Raw genomic sequence first — 21,241 nt, forward strand, 5'->3', positions numbered from 1 at the left:
TCACCCCGCAATCCTGAAGTATCCGTCGGGCAGGCCAACACCGAGGACGCGGTCGAATAGGAAGTAGACCGCGAGCGCCAGCACGTAGCCGATGAGGAGGTTGCGCACGAATCGCTTACCTCCGAAGATCTTCGTCGAAAGGGTGAAGACGAGCCCGGTCAACTGCCAGAACCCGACCGGAACGAGCAGAACCGCATAGCCGATGAGCAGGCCCGCGAGCAGGGCGACCCTGCGCCAGCCGATCGGTTCCCGTGCTCCACCCGGCTCATCGCTGCCGGCGATTGGCTGCCCTGCAGGCCCCTCGTGTTCGCCGCGGCTTCCCTCACCGGGGCCATCATCGCGAGTGCCCCCGCGAATGCGACCCACAAGCAGCTGAGCACGTGTCACAGTGAGGACTGCTCCGCAGACGAGTCCGAGAACACCCACGATCATCGGGAACACTCCCGGTCCGACCACCTGGTACCCGGCCCCACCGTCGAAGCCCAGCGCCCCCACCACCATGACAAGACCGAAGGCGAAAACCGCTACCGCGATGATGAGTTCTTCGACCGCAGCCCCCGCACCTGCGCGGGGGTGCTTCGCCGAGGCAGTCGTGCCCCCAGACGAATCAGCACTCATTCCTTGAGCTCCAGCTCGTCGAGGATCTCTTCGACCTTGGCCTTGTCTTCCGCGATGGTCGTGGCGAACTCCTCACGACTGGACAGCGCATCTTCCCAGGCGTTCTTCTCCAGTGCTTCAGTCCAGCAGCTCGTCCCGTGCAGCTTCTCGACCATCGCCGTCACAGCATCCGCATCCTCGCTCGAGACCTCCGGCGGAGCAAGGATGCCACCGGTCGAGGCTGAATCGATGTCGCCGAGGTCGAGCTCCTCGAGCGTCGGTGCGTCGAGACCCTTCTTGCGTTCAGTCCCGGTCACGGCAAGCGGCCGGATGTCGCCGGCGTCGATCTGCGAAGCCAGTTCAGTGTAGGTCGACACGGCGACCTTGGCGCTGCCGCTGAGCAGGAGGCTGACGACTTCACCGCCTCCTCCGGTGGCGACGTAGTTGAGGTCAGAGATGTCCACCCCATCGTGCTTGGCCAGCAGTGCCGCCATAAGGTGATCGGGTCCGCCGAGCGATCCGCCCGCCCAGGACAGCGCCTTGGGATCGTCTTTGAAGGCCTTGCGCAGATCGGCCATTGACTTCAACGGAGAGTCAGCGGGAACAACCACTGCGGTGCGTGCGACGGTGAGACCGGCGATCGGAGTGAGTTCGGAGAGGTCATAGTGGGAATCGTTGCGGACGATGCCCCCGAGCATTGTCACCGTGTCCATGACCATGAGGTTGTAGGGGTCGGCTGTGTGGTCAACGAACTCGGAGAGGCCGATGGTGCCGCCGGCGCCCGGGACATTGGTCACGGAGACGGATTGGTCGGTGACGTCGCATTCGCCCAACCCAGCTTGGATGGCGCGGGCCCGCGTGTCCCATCCCCCTCCTGTGGACCCGGGGGCCAGGATGTTGATCTTCTTCGTCGGGTACTCGACCGCACCCGCCGAGGTGTTCGTCCCCGAGCCGTCACCGACTTCGCAACCGGTGAGCAGAAGTGCGGAGCCGATTGCACAGGCGCCGAGGAATTTCGCGGTCAGTTTTGTCTGTTTCATTGAGAATCGTCCTTGTTGAGAATTGTTGAGAAGAAGTCCTTGACACGTCCGAGAACCTTCATCGGCTCATGGGCCACATCCGGGACGAGGTCGAAGCGCACGGAGATTCCGTGTTCCTCGAAGTTGCGGCGAAGTGTGTGGAGACGTTCTACGCGGGTGGCGCCGGCTTTCTCGGCACCGTCCATCCAGTTGCTCTCTCCGGGGTTGTTGATCTCCCAGGTCTCCACGTCGCGGTCCCCGACAACCATCTGGACAGGCACCGAGGGAAGCAGCTCCGGCTTCGGCCTCATACCAAGGGCATCGTCCATGCCCTTCCACCCCAGCCACCAGTCCTGTGTCTCGTCGATGAGCGTCAGACGTCCAGGGGCCCCGATGGAAACTGCTCGCAGCCGGTCGGGATGGAGATAGAAGAAGCGGTGGGAGAACTGTCCGCCCCCGGAAAAGCCGTGGAGCAGGAAACGCTCGGATTCGATCTCCAACTTCTCGGCCACTTCGTCGACCATCGAGAGCAGGATCAGGTCGAATCGGATGTCGTGGTATTTGATGAACTTGAAGTTGTGGAGATCCTCCGGGTCCTCAATCGCGGCTGGGAAGAGCGGAGCGAGCACGACCGCATTGTGGGCTTCGGCGAAATCAGCGAAGTTGTCCCGGTATTGCGGTCCCCGGCGTCCGGTCCCGTGCTGGAGGACGACGAGCGGCAACGGAGCGGTGCGAGCAGCATAGCCGGAGGGAACGTACATGCAGTACGAGAACCGCTGGTCAGCGCGGCAAGCGAACTGGGTCGACTCCCCACTGTAGTAGTACCCCGTCGAATCTCTGGGGTTCGGCTCTTGGGCGGCAATGGTCAAGGTCTGTCTCCTTCTAGATGCTCATCTCGCAACGCCTCGAGCACGTTCTGGTCCGAGGTCGTCTCAGCGAGTTCTCATCAGTGTCGAGGAGTGAGAGCTGGGGGCACAATATGATTAACACTATTGAGTTAATCAGGACCGAAAGGGCGGAACCCGATGCCCGTCACGCTCGTGATCGATGACCGTTTCGACGGAAAAGTGGAGACCCGACTCTCACCCCTGACGGAGCTCGGATGCGCACTGCATGCCTCGCTTCATCCGGATCACCACCCGTTGTCGAGGCAGTGGGTCGACGAATTCGCCGAAGCGGAGGGCGGTCGGCTACGCGCGAGTCTCGATGCCTGGAAGCCCATCCTCGGCGCCTTCAAGGCGCGGTTCTTCACTCCACTGTCCGTCGAGTCTGCCTCGGACATCCACGCCGAGATCGAATCCATCCGCACTCTCGAAACCGAGGAGTTTCGCGCCCTCACGACGCAGGCGATGGTCGGGCAGAATGCGTTCCAAATGAGCGGCCCGAACCGCAACGTCAGCTGGGAAACGGAACGGTTCGTCCAGCGGATGAGTCGTTACAGCCAGGAGCACGTCACATTGGCGCGACGCCTCGGCGCAGAGCCAAACGCGGTCCAGCAACAGTTGACCTCGTTCCTGCACACCGTTGGCGCAGGTCCTTTCGCCGTAGAATGGGACCGCATCTCCGGCTCACTCGAACGTTTCAGGACACTGCTTCTGCGGACCGTGCGCCGTGATCCGTGGGAGGTGTTCGAACGACTTCCGGTCACGCAGGTCGACCGCGACGAATCCGAGGTGGTCTTCACGAAGCTCTACAGTGCCAGAGCGCTGCTGTCGAACTCCCACGTCGTCTTTGTGCCGAGTATGCATTCGGCCCCACACATCCCGATCAAACATTATCCGGGGTATCCGATCGTCATCAGCGTTCCGGTGCGTGATCGCAATGCGGAGTTCGACGACGATTTGGCCTCAGTCACAGCCCGCCTAGCTGCGCTGAACAATCCGGGACGTCTGCGGCTGTGCCGCGACCTGCTGCGCGCACCCGCTTCGACGACGGAGCTCGCCCAGCGCGAGTTCAAATCGGCACCGCAGATCTCCCGCGACCTGCGCCGGCTCCGGGAGGTGGGTCTCATCACCGCGCATCGTCACGGTGCCGAGGTACGCTACCACCTTGATTTGAATACCCTGCGCCGTCTGGGCACCGATGTCATCAGCATGCTTCGAGTCTGAGTGGGCAGACTCAGTTTCGTCCCGTGCTCTGCAGCCAGGCGGCTCTGGAGACATTCATGAGGAAGTCCTCTGCGATGGCGATTCCGGGCACCGCACCCTGCCAGAGCGGAATCTCCGAGACACTGGCGCTGACGATCACTCGGGGGCTGCCGTTGTCGAAGAATATTGCGGCGTCGTTGCGGACCGTAGCTGAGTTTCCGTTGCCTCCGCGGGCAACATGGGCGACCTTGGTTCTGAACGGACCGTAGCCCGGCAGACCACGACCCAACCCACCCGCCTTGAGAACCGAGCCGAGCACGGTCAGACTGCGTTGCGCCCGGCCGCTGTGCTCACCGGAGCCGGCGCCGGCCTGTTCCACGAGTTGGCGCAGGAGATCGACCTGTTCGTTCGTCGTCGTCGACCCGATCGCCACACCCGACCTCCCGGCGGCCGAGAGCTGGGGCCGGCCGCCGAGACCACCCGCACCCTGCAGCCGCAGAAAGCGATCGACGATGGCCGCGGATGAGGCACCTTGGGCACCGACGGCCTCTGCTACCGCCGCGAAGGCGGCGGGGTCCCCGGTGATGACGGTCTGAGAGAGGAAATCACCGAGAGTCAGTTCGAGTCCGTCGGACATGCATCCGATGACGCCTCTGTTCCCATCGGACCGGTATCGCTGTTCGAGGGTGCAGGCCGCCGACAGATCGATCTCACCGCGCGAATGCGCATCGCTCAGCGCCAGATACCAGACGAGAGAGTCGAGGTCGCCGACGGGCACCGGATCGCCTCCACGCACCTGCTCCCTGTTGCCGGTGGACAGATCGAGCACCGTCCAGGCCGTGTGCGCATCGACAGTCGCTGCGTACCCTGCAATCGTCTCTTCAAACCGATTAGCGGTGATGGTCATGCGGTCACTGGCCTTCCATACTCGAGAATGTCTGCGGGAATGTCGGAATCGTTGACGATCAGCTCCCACGCGCCCCGACCAAATGCGGAGATGAGGTCGATCGCCAGTTCATTTCCGGGACGGCCGTCCCGCAGACGAGTCTGGACCCAATCGGTGTAGACCGCGATCGCACACGCCGGTTGCCCGTCACGGCCATAGATCACCCCGATCTCCGACCGACCGCGAACCCCGCGTCCGCCCTTCTGCGCCACTCGCACGTCGTCGGGGAGGAAACGGGCGAATTCGAACGAGTCCCAGCCTTGAGTCATGAGTTCCAGTGCGTAGCGGCACAATTCCTGGCTCACCGCGAGCCGCGGGGACCCCTCGGCACAGAGGCTGCCATCGGCGATCGCCCGCAGCATGAGAATCTGGTCAGCAGGTGTCGTCGTCGTCATCGGCGCGTCAGTGTGGTACCAGGGGATCCGGCTGGTGTCCGGGAAGACGTGCCGGTGGATCGTGTGATGCAGCCCGGAGTTCTGGCAGAAGTCGTTGACGACTCGCAGCTGTTCGCGTTCATCCGCGCCCAAAGAGTCGAAGACCAGCCGAGTGCAGATGTTGTCGCTGGAGACGATCATCTGTGCCAATGCGTCCCGCAGCGGGAAGGAGAACCCGGGTGTCATGTATCGAAACGTGCCCGACTGCACTCCCTCGGCCAGGTCAGGGGTATATTCGACCTGCTGGTCGAGATCGATTCGCCCCGCGGTGACCTCGTGCAGGAGGCACATCATCACCGAGACCTTGCGCGTGCTCGCGGTCCACTGAGATTCGTCGACGCGCTCGCCGTAGAATCGACCGCTGCGGAGGTCGTGGAGCGCCCACCGGGTCGTGAAGGGCTGGTCCCCCATCAGTGTCGACAGCTGTTCCTGGATTCGGGTCATGGTTCCTTCCTCGGTGACGCTCATGCGTCGGTGAATCTGTATGAATGAGGCAGCGCGGGAACGGCTGCCAGAAGCGAACGCGTGTAATCGGACTGCGGATCGGTGAAGATCTCGTCCGCAGGACCCTGTTCGACGATGAGCCCCTTGCGCATCACTGCGATGTCGTCGGAGATGTACCGGGCGACACCCATGTCGTGAGTGATGAAGATCAGGCTCAGACCCCGATCGGACTTGAGGTCATTGAGCAGATTGAGCACCTGCGCCTGGCTGGAGACATCGAGACCGGACACTGCCTCATCGCAGATGAGAACACGTGGTTGTGAGATGAGGGCGAGCGCAATGACGATCCGCTGCTGTTGCCCTCCGGAGAGTTGATGTGGGAATCGCTCAAGATGCGCGTGCGGAAGGCCGACCTCATCGAGAGCGTTCCTGATGATCTCGTTGCGGTGCCCATACTCCCTCCGGCGGTGGATCTTCACTCGCTCCGTGAGCAGGTGCCCGATGCGAAGCTTCGGGTTGAGCGCCGAGGACGGGTCTTGGAAGACCATCTGCATCTCCCGCGCCACCGCACGGCGGCGGGCCCCGCGCAGAGCTCTCAGGTCGGTGCCGTCGTAGGAGATTGTTCCGCTCGAGGCCTCTTCCAGACCGAGAATGGCTCGCGCCGTCGTCGATTTCCCGCTGCCAGATTCTCCGACGATCCCGAATGTTCGACCGGCCGCGACGTCGAAGCTGACATCGATGACGGCCCTGATCGGTGAGGTTCCGAGCAGCCGTGCGATCATTCCCGGGCTGAAGTCCACACAGACATCGCGTACGGACAGCAGCGCAGTCGAGGTACTGGTTCGAATGGTCATAGTTTCGCTGCCCCTTCGGTTCCGGGTGCGGCCGGAACCGCACGGGCGAAGTGTGTGTCGCTAATCCGTTCGAAGCGGACGGAACCGTCCTCCCAGCTGACGGTCTGGCCATCATCGCGCCCGCGTTCGATCGTCGCCATTGGGCGGCTCTTGTCCGTCTCCAGGCTCGGCACCGCCGAGAGGAGTCCGCGCGTGTACGGATGCGTGGGTTGATCGAAGATGTCGGTGACGGTGCCGTGTTCGACGACGATTCCGAAATACATCACCGCTACCCGGTCGCACAGCTGCCAGACGACGGCCAGGTCGTGGGTCACGAAGATGAGGGCCATTCCGAGATCGATGCAGAGCTGCCGGAGCAACGCGAGGATCTGTTTCTGCGTCGTCACGTCGAGGGCAGTGGTCGGCTCGTCCGCGACGAGCACCTTAGGTTTCTGCGCGAGGGCAATCGCGATGACCACTCTTTGCCGTTGCCCACCCGAGAGCTGATGCGGATACTGCTGCAGGCGGCGTTCCGGTTCGTCGAGCCCGACCTGTTCGAGCAGCGACGTGGATTCCTCGTGGATTGCCCGCTGATCGGTGATTCCGCCGAGTCGGACCGCGTTTTTCAGCTGGGTCCCGACGGTGAAGACGGGGTTGAGCGACCGCAGCGGATCCTGGAAGATCATCGCGATCTCAGATCCGCGCAGCGACGGCAGTGCCTCATCGCTGAGTTCGAGCACCTCGGTGCCGTCGATGTGGATGCTACCCCGATACGTCGTGGCGGCCTCATCGTTGAGTCGCAGGAGCGACCGTCCCAGCGTACTCTTGCCGCAGCCCGATTCTCCGACGAGGCCGAGGATCTCACCGGGGGCGACATCGAGAGTGATGCCCCGCAGCGCGGCGAAGGAGCCCTCATCGGTGTCGTATTCGACGCTGAGGTTGTCGATGCGCAGGATCGGTGCGCGCGTGTCGTGTTCACTCATCGAAGTTTCCTTGCATTCTTGGGGTCGAGCATGTCGCGCAGACCATCCCCGGCGAGATTGAGGCCGATCACCGCTGTGACCAGGCCGAGGGCGGGGAAGACCGCGACCCACCAGGCCGAGAACAGGAGTGTCTTGCCATCGGAGAGCATGTTTCCCCAGCTCGCATCGGGTGGTGGCACGCCGGCTCCGAGGAAGCTCAACGTCGCCTCGGCGATGACGGCGTCGGCGAAGACAAAGGTCGCCTGCACCACGACGGTGGTGAGAATGTTGGGCACGATGTGCAGGCACACGAGACGGAAGAAGTTGGGACGCTGCAGCCTGATCGCTTCGATGTAGGTCTCCTCCTTCACGGAGATCACCCGCGACCGGACCAACCGGGCCATGGTCGGAGTCGAGACGACCGCCATGGCGATGATCACGTTGCCGACCTCCGGGCCCAGGGACGCCATGAGTCCGATTCCGAGCAGCACCCCGGGGATCGCAAGGAGTCCGTCGGCGATGCGCATGAGGACCTGATCGAGCCATCGCACATAGCCGGCGAGGATCCCGATGATGAGCCCGAGTACGGTGGCAGCCGCCGCCGAGGAGAACCCGACGAGCAGCGAGATCCGCCCGCCATGGAAGAAACGCGCCAGCACGTCCCTGCCGTACTGGTCGGTTCCGAGTAGATGCTCCGGCGACATCCCCTCGAGTCTGCGGTTCGCGTCAACCGCGTTCGGATCCGTCGACGACAGCCACGGAAACACGAAGCAGGCGAGAGCGAGGACGATGACGATGACGCAACCGAGCGCGAGACTCGGGTTCTTCCTCGCCCAGGTCAGCGGCCTGGGGCGGCTCTTGCTGACGGGTGTGGTGATGCTCGATACAGCCATGATGTGCACTCAGACCTTTCCCGCTGTGAGGCGAACCCGCGGATCCAGGATTCCGTAGAGAAGGTCGATGAGCAGGTTGAGCCCCACGTACAAGACGGCGCCGAGGAGAACGACTCCCTGGATCACCGGATAGTCCCGCCGGTCGATGGAATCGACGACGAGCTGCCCGATGCCCGGAATGTTAAAGACCGTTTCAGTCACGACGGCACCGGTGATGAGGCTGCCGAACGTCGTTCCGAGCACCGTGATGATTGGCAGTGAGGCATTGCGCAGCACCTCTCGGTAGACGATGCGGGTCTCGCCCATGCCGATCGACCGCGCCAGTTGCACAAAGTTCTCCGAAAGCACATCCATCATGGACCCGCGAGTCATTCTCGCCACCAGAGCGGAGAGGATGACGGCCAAGGCGATGGCGGGGAGTACCAGATGGCTGAGATACTCGCCAAGGCCATCGGAGATTTCGACCCATCCTGCCGTGGGCAGCACCTGGAGGATCACGCCGAAGACGAGCACGAGGAAGATCGCGAGGACGAAGCTGGGGATCCCCATTCCCACGAGCGCGACCACCATGACCGAACGATCCATGAACCCACCAGGCCGCCTGGCCGCCGCGATTCCGAGGGGAACGGCCACGACGACGATGATGAGTTCGGCTGCAATCGCCAGGGAAGCCGTGGGACCGATGCGTTCAGCAAGCACCTCGGTCACCGGCTGCTGCATGAAGATCGACGTACCCAGATCTCCCTGGACCGCGTGGATGAGCCAGTCCCAGTATTGGAGGAGGATCGGCTGGTTGAGCCCCATGTCCTCACGCAGAGCCGCAACCTGATCCACCGGTGCTTCCGCCCCGAGGATCACGCGCGCCGGATCACCCGGAGTGAGGTGGACGAGCATGAAGACGACGACCGAAACCACAAGCAGCACCGGGATCGTTGCCACGACACGGCGAACGACGAATATCAGCATCAGAGACCTTTCTGCCCGAGTCCTGGGATCATCGTGCTGTCGCCGACCAGAGGATCAGGCTGCCGCCGAACGCCTGCACTCCCTCGATGCCGTCCCTGACGGCGTAGAGGTCAGCAGCGCTGCCGAGGTTGACCACCGGAATGTAGGAGGTGAACCACTCCTGCATCTGTTCGGCGTAGACTTTCTGCTGGTCGTCGACCGTCTCCGCCGACTGGTAGTCGTCGACGATTGGATCCAATTCCTTCTGTTCTGTCCAGCCCGGATTGTCCTCGGGAATGTAGAACTGCTGCAACGGTTCGATCTTCGCGATGTTGTTGATGACGATGAGCTCCCAGGCGTCCGGTTCGGTCCGTTTGGAGTTCAGTGTGGCGTAGTCGAAGTTCTCCAGTTCGGCGTCGATGCCCAGACCTTTGAGCTGCTGCTGCAGCACCGTTGACGCCTGGTAGGCACGGCCGGCGTCACGGGAGGTGATGATCCGAACCTTCTCGCCGTCGTATCCGGCTTCACCGAGAAGTTCTTCGGCCTTCGCGGTATCGGCGGGTCCAGGCTGCTCACCCTCAGCGCAGGGCCATTGGTTCGACAGTGCCGAGGGCATCATGCAGCCGTTGGCAGATTCATAGAATTTCGCATCGGAGTACGCGGATTTGAGGATGGCCTCCCGGTCGAGCCCGACGGCCACCGCCTCCCTGGCTTTGACGTCGGCGAAGAGGCCCTCCTTCTTGTTGAAGTAGAGGTTGGGCATCGAGACCTTGTCGGTGAGGTCGAGCGAAAGGTTAGAATCGGCCTCCAGCTGGTCAAAATTGTCATAGGGCAGGACCTCGGCCACATCGTATTTGCCGGACTGCAGCCCTGCGACCTCGGTGGAGGGGTCCGGTGTGAACTCGTAGGTGAGCTTCTCGAAGTTGGCAGTCCGGTCCCCGGCCAATCCGCTGGGTTCACCCTCGGCCGGGGTGTAGTCGTCGAAGCGGCTCAGCTGCAGGTTCTGTCCCTTGTTCCATGCGGTGAATGTGAAAGGTCCGGTGCCGAGGTTCTCCGTCATCGGTGCGGACCCGGCGGCCTCCGCGTTCTCCGCGGTGGTGATGAGCGGAATACTCGACTCGCCGTAGGCGAGGACCAGCGCAGCGGCACTGTTCGGCGTCTTGAGCTTCATCGTGACTTCGTTATCGTCGGTCTTCTCGAACGTTGCACCCTTGAAGCTGTACTGGGCTGCCGCGGAGTGCTCCAACCAGCGGTTCATCGAGGCCACCACGTCGTCGGCGTCCATGATGCTCCCGTCGTGGAATTTCACGTCCTGTCGCAGAACGAAGGTGAGTGTTCGGTTGTCCGTCGACTGGGTGAACGACTCCGCCAACATCGGCGTCGGCTCGCCCTTGTCGTTCTGCGTCAAGAGGGTCTCGAAGACATTGCGGATGAGGTCGGTGGCGGGGACCTCCGTCGAGATCACCGGGTCGAAGTTCGATGCCTCCTGCGGGTAGGCCACGGTGAGCTCATCGAGAGAGCCTGATGTCTCGCCCGAACCCCCGCACGCAGACACCGCCATGGTCACTGCGCAGGCACCTGCCACTGCTGCCAATCGGTTCCACTTCATCCTCATCTGCTCCTCATCTCTCGTCTTCTCCGTCGATCGGGTTGCGCACGCCTCAGGACTTCATGCAGACATCGGTGGCCGACGGGAGTATGCAGGGAAACGCAGTTGCAATCAGTGGGCGAATCCCTTTCACACCGTGTCCCATGAGGCTATACGCTCGAGTCAGGGGTAGTGCTACGTTTAACAGGAAGTGCCCAATCGTTGTGAAATGGCACACACCACGACATGCCCTCGCGCTCGCACCGCCCCAGGGTCGCGCGTGCACGACCGACCACTGAGGAGACGCACTGTGACCATCGTGTTCAAGCTTCAGAGCTTTTCGAGCTCGCAACTGCACGTCGTCGTCTCTCCGCTGGCGGAAATGATGGCGGTTCTCCATTCCATGGCGGAACCGGACCATCATCTCGAGGCACGCTCCATGCTCAATGAGATCTCGGAATCGGTCGATGATGCCTACCTACGGGAGTTCAACTTCCTGTCCCCGCTGTGGGCACGATTTCGGTGCCGCCTGTTCTTTCCCTTCGCACCGAAGTCGCAGGGGCTGACGGCAGAGCTCGAGGCCATTGCGGCCCTGCCCGATCATGCATTCATCGAACTGTGCGCCGAAGGGGTTCAAGGCATGCGCGGCCCGATTCCGGCTGTCGACACACTCCTGGCCGACACGCCTGAACGCGCGGGCTTCCTCGACTACTGCCTCTCGCGGTCGAACGCCAGACATGATCTGGCCATTGCCCTGCTGGAGGGCCCGGCGAAGCTCAGAGCGCGTCTGCTTCGATTCCTCGTGGAGACGAATACCCGGTTCTTCGCACGTGAGTGGATGCGTGTGCGCGAGGAGATCAGCACCGCCGCCGCTTTCCACCACCACCAGATTCGGACGCTCTCCAACGGTGAATCCCTCTCCAGCCTCCACCACAGCGCCCACCATGAACCCGCCTTCGACGAGATCCGCATCGACAAACTACAGAACTATTCCGTTGCCCTGAAGAATCGTGAGGTCATCGCCGTTCCTTCCGTGCGGATCGGCTCCCACCTCACGGTCAAATGGGAGAGCGCGCAGCCCGTCATCATTCATTTCCCTGTGAGGACTTCGACGACTGAGCCCATGGGCATCGAGAGGATGAGACAACGCCTGGCAGCGCTCAACTCGGATTTCCGAATCGAGCTCTTCCGCCACCTCGTCGGCGAACCCATCACCACGTCCGAGCTTGCTGCCCGCATGAATCAGACGGCGGCGCAGACATCTCGCGAACTCCGAGTACTCCGTGAAGCGAACCTGCTCGTCTCCGAACGACGCGGCAAGCGCATCTTCCACCGTGTCGATGTCGATAAGATCATTCAGCTCGGACCCGACCTGCTCTCGACGGTGCTGCGCTGAGGTCGGGTCAGCGGCAGCCGCCGCGGATCACCGGCTGCGGACGTAGGACGTCGTGATCGATGAGGCATCGGTGCTGTTGACGTTCGCGGAACGGGTGAGGGTGAGCCCACCGTCGGTGGCTGCGGCGAGGGTGAGGGTGTCAACGAACGGTGCCGAGAGGTAGTCGATGGTCACTGTCAGTTCGGACCGACCGGTCTGCTCGACGCGCGCCGCGATCGGCACTTCGTCGTCGACGTAGGAATGATGCAGACGAGGCCCCGACATCGGAGACGAGCCGGTGTCTGCGTCGACATGCCTCACCGTCAGCGATGAGGCCCCGTCCGTGCTCATGTACTCACCGGCGACCCCCGAGCAGAGCTCACTCGGCTCCGCGGCAATCGGCATCCGTCGGCCGGCGCAGGAGACTCGACCAGCCTGCTGCGCCCCCTCCCGCGCTAACTCGATGAGGTCGCCGACGAGTTCGCGCGCCTGGGATCGTTCGAGCGCAGCGTTGACGGCGATCACCCTTTCGGCATCCGGAACGACCACGCAGACCTGGCCGAACATACCGGATGCGTAGTAGGCCCCATCCTGCAGCCAGATCTGATATCCGTAGCCCTCATCACCGTCGCCGGCGGCGGCGCTGTATCCGCTGCCATTCCATGTCGAATGACTGGCAGCGACGTGCCAGGTTGTCGATTCCTCCACCCACGAGGCTGGAAGCAGCTGAGTGCCGTTCCACTCACCTCCGCGCAGGTGGAGGACTCCCCATTTGAGCAGATCGACAGTGCGCAGACTCAGGCCGTTGCCGCCGCTGTTGAATCCCTCCGGATCGGTCGACCAGGTGTGGCCGATGAAGCCGAGCGGGTTGAAGAGCCGCGGACGCAGATACTCATCGAGACGCTCCCCCACCGCCTGCTGCACGCACACGGCGAGCATGTGCGAGGTCCCACTCGAATAGATGAAATCGGTCCCCGGCTCGGTGACCATCTCCTCGCCCAGGTACGGATCTCTAAATCCAAAGGTATCCAAATCGGATGCAGACTGAAACATTCTGAGCTCGCACCACAGACTGGCAACATTCGGTCCTGTCTCGCTCACGTCGCGCGACGGACAGTATCTGCCTCACGTCTGTCGAGCTCGGCCAAGGACTTCCGATCGATCTTGCCCACTGGAGTGACAGGTAGCTGATCGAGAATCTGGATCTGTTCAGGGACGAACGGACGGCTCAAAGAGCGCTTCACCCAAGCTTCCAACTCTAAGGTCGAGGTCCCATCCGTGGTATCTGTGACGCTTACGTACGCCACTGGCACCTCACCAAGATCATGATGCTCACGTCCGACCACGCATACATCGTTAACACTGGGATGCTTAATAAGCACTTGCTCGATCGTCGCTGGAGAAATGTTCTCGCCTCCACGCACAATTGTGTCTTTCAATCGGCCAGAGATCGTAAGGTATCCGTCAGAATCGACATGTCCGAGATCGCCGGTGTGAAGCCAGCCGTCTTCCACCGGGTTGGTACCTTCCGCACCCAGGTATCCCTTCATCAGAGTTTGCCCTCCTATGAGGATTTCTCCGTCTTCGTTTCCAGGCAGAGGATCTGTGCTTCCCGGCTTGGCAATCCTCACAGACTGTCCTGCAAGCGCAGTGCCGACCGAACCTACTTTTCGGCGGTCTGGCGGGTTCATTGTGGAAGTACATGTTGCTTCGGACATGCCGTACGAGAGCACGACCGGAACACCGAACGCAGCCTCGATCTCTTCAACTTGTTCAGGTTTGATGGGAGCCGACCCACATCGGACCATACGAAGGCTTGGATATGAGGCGTCTGGCGCAATGTGCGGAAGCATTCGGAGCAGCATCGTGGGCACACCGGTGACAATCGTAGGACCAGCCGAAGCTAGTGATTCAAGGGCGGTCTTCGGTTGGAACCTCTCTTCAAGGACGACCTTTGCACCAGCAAGCAGCGGTGCGATGATCTGATTGTTGACCCCGTTGGTATGAAAGATCGGCATTAAATGGAGCAGCACGTCATCCGACGACAGTTCAGTACGTTCAATGACTCCTGCCGCATGCGCCACCACAGCACGGTGACTGAGAACGACGCCCTTCGGGCGGCCAGTGCTGCCGGAGGTGAACAGCAGCAATGCTTCGTCATCGGTTTCGATACCCCGCACGAGCAGGTCGCAACTTGGTGCGCTAGTAAGATTGCTCGTCGACGCAACGTTGTCTGAAATTTCTAATAGCTCTTCATATCGAGCTGCCTCGCAGACGAACGCTGACAACTCTGTGACTTCACGTTGTTCTCTGAGCAGGCTCAAGGGAGTGCGGGGATCGATAACAGCTGGGCATGCACCCAGAAGGATCAACCCGACGAAGGCGGCCAATGATTCGACGGTCTTGTCGACTACAAGTCCAACCCGAGTCCCGCGCGTCACTTCGAGATCTAGCAGATTGCTCTGCGCTTTCGCGACCTGCTCCCTGAATTGAGCGTAGGTTACGATACCGGACTTCGTAACATAGGCTGTTCTATCGTTGCTCGCATGAAGGTCAAGACTGCTACTAATCCATTGAGATAAGGTGATGTCTTCTGCCGCTGATGTCATTGCACACTCACTTCGTTGTCTGCTGCAATCGCTCCCTCTGGATCGAGTGAACGCAGTGCTTCGAGTTCTCGAGATGTTGGCGGAGGGGTCGGCTCTACCCCACTAGTTGAAATAGTGAATCCAGTTCGTTCGCGAATCGCGTCGAGAGAAGATGCAGGATTGAACGACTTGAGCGTCAGTGCCCCGTCGATGAGCTCGAACACCGCAAGCGGTGTTACTAGACCATTCATGCCGCCGTCAGCCGTGACGAAGTCCAAGTCGTCGACGAGAGTACGTTTGCTGTGCTCGGTCCGCCATGTGACGCAGCGTTTTGCGGTCGGCAGCATCACAGCTGCTCCGCCGCCGCCTGGAAGTCGCACCTTTGGGTGCGTCCAGGGACCAATTGCTGAATTGTTGGTCCTCCCTCTCCCATCGACCTGAGCCGCTCCGAGGAAACTCAGGTCCATTCCGCCCCGACAGCTCAGATCATAGAAGTCCTCGTTGTCGAAAATTGATGCGGTGCCGGTGGTCAGAATGGGGTCAGAACTCGAAATGGGAACGCTCGCGGGTTCTGGGTCAACACCTCCAGCGACGTTGATATAGGTGAAGGGAAAGTCGTAGGCACGTTTAGCGAGCAAACACGCCAGCATGGGAAAGGTCGAGTTCACGCCGCTGAATGTGATTTCGTTGGGTCGGATAAACCGCGCCAAGTTGATGACCATGTATTCAAAGGCGGATGCCTCGTGGCTTATTTCCTCGGTCCGTGATGTCTCAAGCATGCTGTGCCTCCAACAGCTCCGGAGCAGCGCTAAGGTGCGCGCCGAAAGCGTCGTCGCCCGGCTCCAAATATCGTTCTACTGCTGGATAATCGACCTCATAATCTGGCCAGCAGGAGCCCGGCCATGCAGTGCCTGGAGCCACAGAGTACGCGTCGACGAGGAAATGAGGGACCAAGGTGAGGTTGGGCTCCTTTTGGAACTCGGCTGCATCGACCTTGTGCTCGGCGACGATGAAAACCTTCTTCGCCGCCCTGCTCATCACCCGGTCCCAATGAGATGTGCCGAATACTCGAGCATCGCCTTCGTCCGTGACTTCATTGACATGAAGAATGGCAAAATCCGGCCGGATAGCCGGAATCGCCCATCCGTGACGACCGGAGCCGTAGGGGTCATCGATCTTCACCCAGCGATTGAGTTCGGCGAGGTCCGAGCCATCTATACCAGCACACAGTTGAAAAGGAATTCCGAACACTGATGCCCGGAGCCCCGCCGTGAGCGTTGCGCACGAGTGCTCTTCGAGCTTGAGCGCGCCTGATTCCACTGCCTTGCGATAGTGCGGAGCCAGACCAAAGTTGCCCTCGATCGCAACGATCCCAGTTCGTGCCCGGTCGACTACGCCAGCTCTGCATAGCAGATCGATGTCGTAGCCCGGCGACTGCTTGATGATTTCTATGTTTCGTTTATCTTGTCGCACGAGTTCTCGCGCAACGCCGTTGGGAGAACGATGGAGGAAGCTTCCACCAAAGGCGATTGTCGATCCATCCGGAATGAGCTCCACTAGGCTCGCCAACGAGGCTTCCTTGCCACGTTGCTGTACTTGTTCCGTCATTTGCGACTACCTTCCACATATTCGACAACCCGCGATTGCAGCCCAGGTACAGCCACACTGCGAGCGAGTTCGGCAAAATCTACGTCAGGCTCCCCGACCACCAGTACAGAATTCAGCGAGGCAGTCCCCTCATCAGACAGCAGCCGAGTTCGTTCGAGCGCTGCATCAATAACAGACGACCATTCGTTCCGATCAGAGATGCCGGTGGCCAAGCCTGCACGAAGTGCTTCTTGAGCGGAGAGTGTTCGACCTTCAGCAAGCACCGACCGAGCGAGTCCGACTCCGATGCGGTCCCTGAGTCGTCGCGTTCCGAGAACCACGTCGAACTTCAATCCAGGAAATCGGAATGTAGTATCAGGGTCGACGATGCGTTCGTCGCAGGCTGTGAACAGATCAGCTCCCGCGCCGAATGTCGGTCCGTGAGCCAGCGCAAGTGTCGAGACCGGGGACGAAGCAACCAGCTGCAGAAGGGTTTCGACTCGTAGAAATCGGAATGCAAGGGAAGCGTCCGTTTGGTTCGATAGGTCAGTGAAGTCGAAACCAGCGCTGAAACTCCTGCCTTCACCTTCGAAGACAATGAGTTGAACGCTCTCACGATGAGCCTCCTGAACGGCGGCGATCAACGCTTCGACAATGTCAGAGTTGAAACTGTTGCGCTTCTCCGGACGGTTGAGTCGAATTCGAGACACGACTCCGTCGTTATCGATTCTCGCTGGTAACGAGGTCTGCTTGATCATGTGATGGGCTCCTTTGCCTCTTCGAGACGAGCGAGTTCGGCGATGATTTCATCACGGTGCTCGTCGAGCAGCGGTGGCTGTTTGATTGCACTGCTCGGCCGTCCATTGACGTGGACGGGAGACCCGAACGTTTGGGTCTCAGTGCCGTTGGGCAGTGTCAGGTTCTGCACCCACCCCATAGCGTCGACCTGTGGGTCAGCAATCGCCTCCGAATAGCGGTTGATCGGAGCACAAGGCACTCCAGCTTCGTTCAAAGCGGTAAGCACCTCAGCGGCGCGCCGTTCCGCCAAAAGCTCCTTCTCGATGATTGCTTTGAGGACAGCTTGGTGCGAAGCCCGTTTACCTGTGCTTGCGAAACGCGGATCTTCCAGTAGATCCGGACGGTCGAAAGCGATGCAGAACGCTTTGAACAGGGAATTGTTGCCGGCAGCGATCGCCACATTGCCGTCGGCGCAACGAAATATCTCGTAGGGGGCATTCCGCGGGTGTGCTCCGCCGAGCGCGACTGGATCATCGCCGCTGCCAAACAGCTGACTGGTTTGCAGAGCAGAGATTCCGAGGCTTGAACCCAGCATGGAAATGTCCAAGTGTGAGCCTACTCCGCTGGACTGCACATGCAGGAGTGCTGACGATATCGAGTACGCGGCATAGAGCCCTGTTGCGAAGTCCGCGACCGGTACCCCGCATTTGACCGGCGGCCCGCCCGGTTCTCCAGTCACACTCATGATCCCGCTCATGGCTTGAATGGTGAGATCGAACCCTGCTTCACGACTCCGCGGCCCTCGTTGCCCATACGCTGAAATCGAGCAGTACACAATTCCAGGATTGGAGACGCTCACGGAATCGTATCCAAACCCCAACCGATCCATCACACCTGGACGGTTGTTCTCTACGACCACGTCCGCGGCATCCATCAGATCGGCAGCGACGCATCGGTCTTCTTCGCCCTTCAGATCGAGAGCAATCGAGCGCTTGTTCCTGTTGAGAGAAGCAAAATTTTCACTGTAGCCGTCACTGATTGGCGGCCAGCTGCGCATCGTATCGCCGATCTTCGGCCGTTCTATCTTGATGACGTCAGCGCCCATATCCGCCAGCAACATCCCGCAGTAGGGTCCGGACGCTACCGTGCATACTTCAACCACCCGGACTCCCTTGAGAAGTTGATTACTCATTCTCGTCCTTCCCAACGAGCGATAGTCCGCTCATAGTCTTGGCAACCTAGTGCTCGAGAAATGTCACGAGCTGCGATGAGAACCTTCTCCCGATTGGAGTCGAGGTTGGCTCGAATCCGGTCAATCGGCCCAGACACTCCGACCGCAGCAGCCGGTTGATCATTATGGTCAAAGACGACTGCCCCGACTCCCCCGACCTCTTCTCGCCATTCGCCGCCGTTGACAGCAACCCGATCACCACGAACCTCCTTCAGCTCTCTGCTGAGGTCGGACTTTGTCGTCAGCGTCTTCGGCGTATACGTCGTCAGCTCGTCAGGAAAGTCATCCAGATAATCCCCGCTCTGGTAGGCCAGAAGAGCCTTTCCGGAAGCAACACAATAGGCAGGCGCTCGTCCGCCGACTCGCGAATATGCCCTGATCGGTTCCGAACTTTCGATCTTATGCAGGTACACAACATCGGCACCGTCGATCACTGCAAGATGAACGGCTTCGCGCGTAACCTCTGCCAATCGTTCCATGGCCGCTTCCGATTTGGACCGAACGTCGATCCTGCTAGTGATTAGACTCCCGAGTTCAAACAACTTCAACGTGCACTCATACCTGCCAGCCGCGTCCTGCTGAACGAAACCTGCCTCGACGAGGGCACCAAGAGTGCGATGAACGTTGCTCTTAGGCAGTTCAAACTCACCAACAAGTTCACTGATCGATCGGCTCTTCTCACTTCGAGCGAGCACTTCCAGCATTTTCAGTCCTTTGAGCAGTGTCGTATTCATGCGTTCCATTATATAGGACGCCGTTCTGTTTTCCAGTCTACACATCCAGAACTCCCTGACAACCACCGATCTGGTCATTCCCGCCAGTCCGCTCCGGGGCAACTCTTGACATTTCCGGCTACCCGGAGCAACGATGGTTACACCATTTGAAACTAAGTTCTATATATCAGAACGGAATGAGACAAAGATGTCGCAACCTACTCAACGCAAGAGACTGGCCGGAGACGTCTTCCGGGCCACTGGCGGTAATTTTCTTGAGATGTATGACTTCATGGTTTACGGCTTCTATGCCGGAGCCATCGCGGCGACCATGTTCCCGTCAGGCAATGAGTATCTTTCGCTGATGTTGTCATTCGTCACCTTCGGCGTCGGCTTCATCATGAGGCCGCTCGGAGCAATCGTGCTCGGCTCCTACATCGATCACAAGGGACGCAGAAAGGGCCTCATACTGAGTCTCTCGATCATGGCGGCGGGTGTCCTCCTCATTGCGTTCACACCGACATATGGCGCAATCGGAGTGACTGCTCCGATCCTCATTCTCATCGGCCGGCTGCTACAGGGCTTTTCGGCCGGTGCCGAGTCAGGAGGTGTGTCTACCTATCTCGCCGAGATCGCACCGAAAGGGCGTCGCGGTTTCTTCGTGTCCTGGCAGTCGGCTAGCCAACAAGTATCCGTGATGGCCGCCGCGATCATCGGCGTCACCCTCTACCTCAGTCTTTCCGCTGAGCAAGTGCAGTCATGGGGTTGGCGTATTCCATTCATCTTCGGATCGTTGTTGGTGCCGTTCCTCTTCTATATCCGTCGCACATTGCAAGAGACCGAGGAATTCGCCAGCCGAGAGAAGAAGAAACAGACGCCCGGCGTCAAGGCAATTCTCGCTACCCTGGGGCAAAACTGGAAGATCGTCGGCATTGCGATCCTCCTTGTCGTGCTGACTAGCTCCATGTTCTATCTGATCACCACCTACACCCCAACTTTCGGGGAACGAGAGCTGCATCTGTCCGCCATTGACAGCTACATTGTGTCTTTCGCCGTCGGACTCTCGAATCTCATTTGGATACCCATCATGGGTGCACTCTCCGATAAGATCGGACGGGGTAAGTTGCTACTTGCATCGTCGACAGTCATCGCCATCACTGCATACCCGGTGATGATGTGGCTAGTCGCCGCACCATCCTTTGGTCGCCTGCTGACTGCGCTGCTGTGGTTCTCATTCCTCTACGGCAGCTATCAAGGTGTCATGGTCGTGACACTCACCGAGATGATGCCGGCAAAAGTTCGAGCGACTGGATTCTCAGTTGCCTACAGCCTCGCGCAGGCAATCGTCGGCGGCTTCACCCCTGCGATCGCAACGGGCATGATCCACCAGTTCGACAATACCGCCGCACCGGGAATCTGGCTGGCAGTGACTGCTGTCGTTAGTCTCATCGGCGCAATCATCGCAATTCGCACCGGAGTAGTCTCCTTGGGTCCGCGCCGAGAACCGACGGCAGAACCGGTCGAACATCAACCAAGCAACACTTGAGTTGAACACACCACGACGGCAAAGAGTGGCTGGGCAACCTTGCTCGACCACTCTTTGCCGTGCTTCTAGCCTCGAGATTTCATGATTAGGGCCGGCCGGATGGTGGACGGGTAAGAGAAAAGTGCCCCTGACCAGGGATAATGGTGTTTGCGAAGACAACCAGAACCCGTTGGAAAAGGAGCACTCTCAGAGTGAAGCCTACCCGCACCTACCCCCGCTTGCACATCGATACCGCTCCCAGCAATGCAGTGGGCCAAGCCGGAGGAATGCTGCTGACCGAAACCGTGCACACCAGCAGCCTCGGCCTCCACCTGAAGCAGGCGTTGGCGGCGTGGAAGAAACCCTTCGCCATCCATGACCCGGGAAAGATCCTCACCGACATCGCAATCACGCTGGCTCTCGGCGGTGACGCCCTGTCCGACAGCTCCGGCCTCCGCGACGAACCCGACCTCTACGGGTCAGTGGCATCGAACCCGACGATCACACGCCTCATCCGCACCCTCGCTCATGATGCCGACCACGCCTTGGCCGCGATCAACACCGCTCGAGCCGCTGCTCGTGCCCGCGTGTGGGAACTATCCGGGGCTCAGGCACCCAACCACGAGGCAGATGCGCAGACTCCGCTGATCGTCGATATCGATGCCACCCTCGTGACCGCCCACAGTGAGAAAGAAGACGCGAAGCCCACCGACAAGAAAGGGTTCGGGTTCCACCC

General features: G+C 60.3%; 21 protein-coding genes. 4 read left to right on the forward strand and 17 right to left on the reverse strand.

The features are described from left to right. Genes FHG09_RS18250 through FHG09_RS18260 form a run of 3 tightly spaced genes read right to left on the reverse strand, consistent with a single transcriptional unit; the run spans position 1 to position 2,485 of the window. Positions 1–618 (reverse strand): tripartite tricarboxylate transporter TctB family protein, encoded by a 618-nt coding sequence (locus tag FHG09_RS18250; protein WP_152349061.1) that lies wholly within the window; start codon positions 616–618, stop codon positions 1–3. Next, entirely contained in the window at positions 615–1,637 is a 1,023-nt protein-coding gene (locus FHG09_RS18255; RefSeq protein WP_152349062.1) for a Bug family tripartite tricarboxylate transporter substrate binding protein, read from the reverse strand. Before FHG09_RS18255 ends, FHG09_RS18250 begins: the two co-directional genes overlap by 4 nt. Next, a complete protein-coding gene (locus tag FHG09_RS18260) occupies positions 1,634–2,485 on the reverse strand; it encodes a hypothetical protein (RefSeq protein WP_227492865.1) in 852 nt (283 codons plus the stop codon). Before FHG09_RS18260 ends, FHG09_RS18255 begins: the two co-directional genes overlap by 4 nt. A gap of 156 nt (positions 2,486–2,641) precedes the next feature. On the opposite strand from FHG09_RS18260, the gene FHG09_RS18265 reads away from it, so the two are divergent. Beyond that, positions 2,642–3,724: an ArsR/SmtB family transcription factor gene (locus FHG09_RS18265; protein WP_152349063.1), complete on the forward strand. Its 1,083-nt coding sequence runs from the start codon at positions 2,642–2,644 to the stop codon at positions 3,722–3,724. A 10-nt stretch (positions 3,725–3,734) separates the two neighbouring features. Here FHG09_RS18265 and FHG09_RS18270 read toward each other — a convergent pair whose 3' ends face one another. The 7 genes from FHG09_RS18270 to FHG09_RS18300 are packed head-to-tail and all read right to left on the reverse strand — an operon-like array spanning position 3,735 to position 10,769. After that, positions 3,735–4,610, reverse strand: a complete 876-nt coding sequence (locus FHG09_RS18270; protein WP_152349064.1) for a serine hydrolase — start codon at positions 4,608–4,610, stop codon at positions 3,735–3,737. Beyond that, positions 4,607–5,527, reverse strand: coding sequence for a serine hydrolase (locus tag FHG09_RS18275; protein ID WP_193627439.1), 921 nt, complete (start codon positions 5,525–5,527; stop codon positions 4,607–4,609). Before FHG09_RS18275 ends, FHG09_RS18270 begins: the two co-directional genes overlap by 4 nt. A 20-nt stretch (positions 5,528–5,547) precedes the next feature. Continuing rightward, complete coding sequence (locus tag FHG09_RS18280) at positions 5,548–6,381, reverse strand: ABC transporter ATP-binding protein (RefSeq protein ID WP_152349066.1); 834 nt, start codon at positions 6,379–6,381, stop codon at positions 5,548–5,550. Continuing rightward, positions 6,378–7,343, reverse strand: coding sequence for an ABC transporter ATP-binding protein (locus FHG09_RS18285; RefSeq protein ID WP_152349067.1), 966 nt, complete (start codon positions 7,341–7,343; stop codon positions 6,378–6,380). Before FHG09_RS18285 ends, FHG09_RS18280 begins: the two co-directional genes overlap by 4 nt. After that, on the reverse strand, positions 7,340–8,215 hold the full coding sequence (locus FHG09_RS18290; protein WP_152349068.1) for an ABC transporter permease: 876 nt from the start codon (positions 8,213–8,215) through the stop codon (positions 7,340–7,342). Before FHG09_RS18290 ends, FHG09_RS18285 begins: the two co-directional genes overlap by 4 nt. Positions 8,216–8,224: 9 nt before the next feature. Next, on the reverse strand, positions 8,225–9,181 hold the full coding sequence (locus FHG09_RS18295; RefSeq protein ID WP_152349069.1) for an ABC transporter permease: 957 nt from the start codon (positions 9,179–9,181) through the stop codon (positions 8,225–8,227). Between the two features lie 28 nt (positions 9,182–9,209). Beyond that, on the reverse strand, positions 9,210–10,769 hold the full coding sequence (locus tag FHG09_RS18300; RefSeq protein WP_193627440.1) for an ABC transporter substrate-binding protein: 1,560 nt from the start codon (positions 10,767–10,769) through the stop codon (positions 9,210–9,212). 289 nt (positions 10,770–11,058) lie between these two features. Between FHG09_RS18300 and FHG09_RS18305 the strand changes: the two genes are divergently transcribed. Beyond that, entirely contained in the window at positions 11,059–12,144 is a 1,086-nt protein-coding gene (locus FHG09_RS18305) for an ArsR/SmtB family transcription factor (protein ID WP_193627441.1), read from the forward strand. Positions 12,145–12,171: 27 nt separating this feature from the next. On the opposite strand, the gene FHG09_RS18310 is transcribed toward FHG09_RS18305, so the two are convergent. The 7 genes from FHG09_RS18310 to FHG09_RS18340 are packed head-to-tail and all read right to left on the reverse strand — an operon-like array spanning position 12,172 to position 19,001. Beyond that, positions 12,172–13,176 (reverse strand): serine hydrolase, encoded by a 1,005-nt coding sequence (locus tag FHG09_RS18310; protein WP_152349072.1) that lies wholly within the window; start codon positions 13,174–13,176, stop codon positions 12,172–12,174. 44 nt (positions 13,177–13,220) lie between these two features. Beyond that, the gene (locus FHG09_RS18315) at positions 13,221–14,732 is read right to left on the reverse strand and encodes a class I adenylate-forming enzyme family protein (protein WP_152349073.1); all 1,512 of its coding nucleotides are present in this window, start codon (positions 14,730–14,732) and stop codon (positions 13,221–13,223) included. After that, the gene (locus tag FHG09_RS18320) at positions 14,729–15,490 is read right to left on the reverse strand and encodes a CoA-transferase subunit beta (RefSeq protein ID WP_227492866.1); all 762 of its coding nucleotides are present in this window, start codon (positions 15,488–15,490) and stop codon (positions 14,729–14,731) included. The genes FHG09_RS18315 and FHG09_RS18320 overlap by 4 nt, the downstream gene beginning before the upstream one ends. After that, positions 15,483–16,319 (reverse strand): CoA transferase subunit A, encoded by an 837-nt coding sequence (locus FHG09_RS18325; protein WP_152349074.1) that lies wholly within the window; start codon positions 16,317–16,319, stop codon positions 15,483–15,485. The genes FHG09_RS18320 and FHG09_RS18325 overlap by 8 nt, the downstream gene beginning before the upstream one ends. After that, positions 16,316–17,056 carry an enoyl-CoA hydratase/isomerase family protein gene (locus FHG09_RS18330; RefSeq protein WP_152349075.1) on the reverse strand — a complete coding sequence of 247 codons (741 nt, stop codon included), beginning with the start codon at positions 17,054–17,056 and terminating at the stop codon, positions 16,316–16,318. Before FHG09_RS18330 ends, FHG09_RS18325 begins: the two co-directional genes overlap by 4 nt. Further along, positions 17,053–18,228: a CaiB/BaiF CoA transferase family protein gene (locus FHG09_RS18335; protein WP_152349076.1), complete on the reverse strand. Its 1,176-nt coding sequence runs from the start codon at positions 18,226–18,228 to the stop codon at positions 17,053–17,055. Before FHG09_RS18335 ends, FHG09_RS18330 begins: the two co-directional genes overlap by 4 nt. Further along, positions 18,225–19,001, reverse strand: coding sequence for an IclR family transcriptional regulator (locus tag FHG09_RS18340; RefSeq protein ID WP_193627443.1), 777 nt, complete (start codon positions 18,999–19,001; stop codon positions 18,225–18,227). The genes FHG09_RS18335 and FHG09_RS18340 overlap by 4 nt, the downstream gene beginning before the upstream one ends. A gap of 187 nt (positions 19,002–19,188) precedes the next feature. Between FHG09_RS18340 and FHG09_RS18345 the strand changes: the two genes are divergently transcribed. Beyond that, positions 19,189–20,526 carry an MFS transporter gene (locus FHG09_RS18345; RefSeq protein ID WP_152349078.1) on the forward strand — a complete coding sequence of 446 codons (1,338 nt, stop codon included), beginning with the start codon at positions 19,189–19,191 and terminating at the stop codon, positions 20,524–20,526. 191 nt (positions 20,527–20,717) lie between these two features. Continuing rightward, on the forward strand, positions 20,718–21,241 hold a 524-nt coding region (locus tag FHG09_RS18350; RefSeq protein ID WP_193627444.1), incomplete at its 3' end, for a transposase.

The sequence above is a fragment of the Brevibacterium sp. CFH 10365 genome (assembly GCF_009299785.1).
GTDB classification, from domain to species: domain Bacteria; phylum Actinomycetota; class Actinomycetes; order Actinomycetales; family Brevibacteriaceae; genus Brevibacterium; species Brevibacterium limosum.

What these genes read in the sequence shown, in the direction of transcription:
- FHG09_RS18265 (WP_152349063.1), top strand. Translation starts at nt 2,642, where the DNA reads ATGCCCGTCACGCTCGTGATCGATGACCGTTTCGACGGAAAAGTGGAG.
- FHG09_RS18320 (WP_227492866.1), bottom strand. Translation starts at nt 15,490, where the DNA reads ATGCTTGAGACATCACGGACCGAGGAAATAAGCCACGAGGCATCCGCC.
- FHG09_RS18325 (WP_152349074.1), bottom strand. Translation starts at nt 16,319, where the DNA reads ATGACGGAACAAGTACAGCAACGTGGCAAGGAAGCCTCGTTGGCGAGC.
- FHG09_RS18345 (WP_152349078.1), top strand. Translation starts at nt 19,189, where the DNA reads ATGTCGCAACCTACTCAACGCAAGAGACTGGCCGGAGACGTCTTCCGG.
- FHG09_RS18315 (WP_152349073.1), bottom strand. Translation starts at nt 14,732, where the DNA reads ATGACATCAGCGGCAGAAGACATCACCTTATCTCAATGGATTAGTAGC.
- FHG09_RS18275 (WP_193627439.1), bottom strand. Translation starts at nt 5,527, where the DNA reads ATGACCCGAATCCAGGAACAGCTGTCGACACTGATGGGGGACCAGCCC.
- FHG09_RS18335 (WP_152349076.1), bottom strand. Translation starts at nt 18,228, where the DNA reads ATGAGTAATCAACTTCTCAAGGGAGTCCGGGTGGTTGAAGTATGCACG.
- FHG09_RS18280 (WP_152349066.1), bottom strand. Translation starts at nt 6,381, where the DNA reads ATGACCATTCGAACCAGTACCTCGACTGCGCTGCTGTCCGTACGCGAT.
- FHG09_RS18295 (WP_152349069.1), bottom strand. Translation starts at nt 9,181, where the DNA reads ATGCTGATATTCGTCGTTCGCCGTGTCGTGGCAACGATCCCGGTGCTG.
- FHG09_RS18340 (WP_193627443.1), bottom strand. Translation starts at nt 19,001, where the DNA reads ATGAATACGACACTGCTCAAAGGACTGAAAATGCTGGAAGTGCTCGCT.
- FHG09_RS18270 (WP_152349064.1), bottom strand. Translation starts at nt 4,610, where the DNA reads ATGACCATCACCGCTAATCGGTTTGAAGAGACGATTGCAGGGTACGCA.
- FHG09_RS18290 (WP_152349068.1), bottom strand. Translation starts at nt 8,215, where the DNA reads ATGGCTGTATCGAGCATCACCACACCCGTCAGCAAGAGCCGCCCCAGG.
- FHG09_RS18285 (WP_152349067.1), bottom strand. Translation starts at nt 7,343, where the DNA reads ATGAGTGAACACGACACGCGCGCACCGATCCTGCGCATCGACAACCTC.
- FHG09_RS18300 (WP_193627440.1), bottom strand. Translation starts at nt 10,769, where the DNA reads ATGAAGTGGAACCGATTGGCAGCAGTGGCAGGTGCCTGCGCAGTGACC.
- FHG09_RS18330 (WP_152349075.1), bottom strand. Translation starts at nt 17,056, where the DNA reads ATGATCAAGCAGACCTCGTTACCAGCGAGAATCGATAACGACGGAGTC.
- FHG09_RS18310 (WP_152349072.1), bottom strand. Translation starts at nt 13,176, where the DNA reads ATGTTTCAGTCTGCATCCGATTTGGATACCTTTGGATTTAGAGATCCG.
- FHG09_RS18250 (WP_152349061.1), bottom strand. Translation starts at nt 618, where the DNA reads ATGAGTGCTGATTCGTCTGGGGGCACGACTGCCTCGGCGAAGCACCCC.
- FHG09_RS18255 (WP_152349062.1), bottom strand. Translation starts at nt 1,637, where the DNA reads ATGAAACAGACAAAACTGACCGCGAAATTCCTCGGCGCCTGTGCAATC.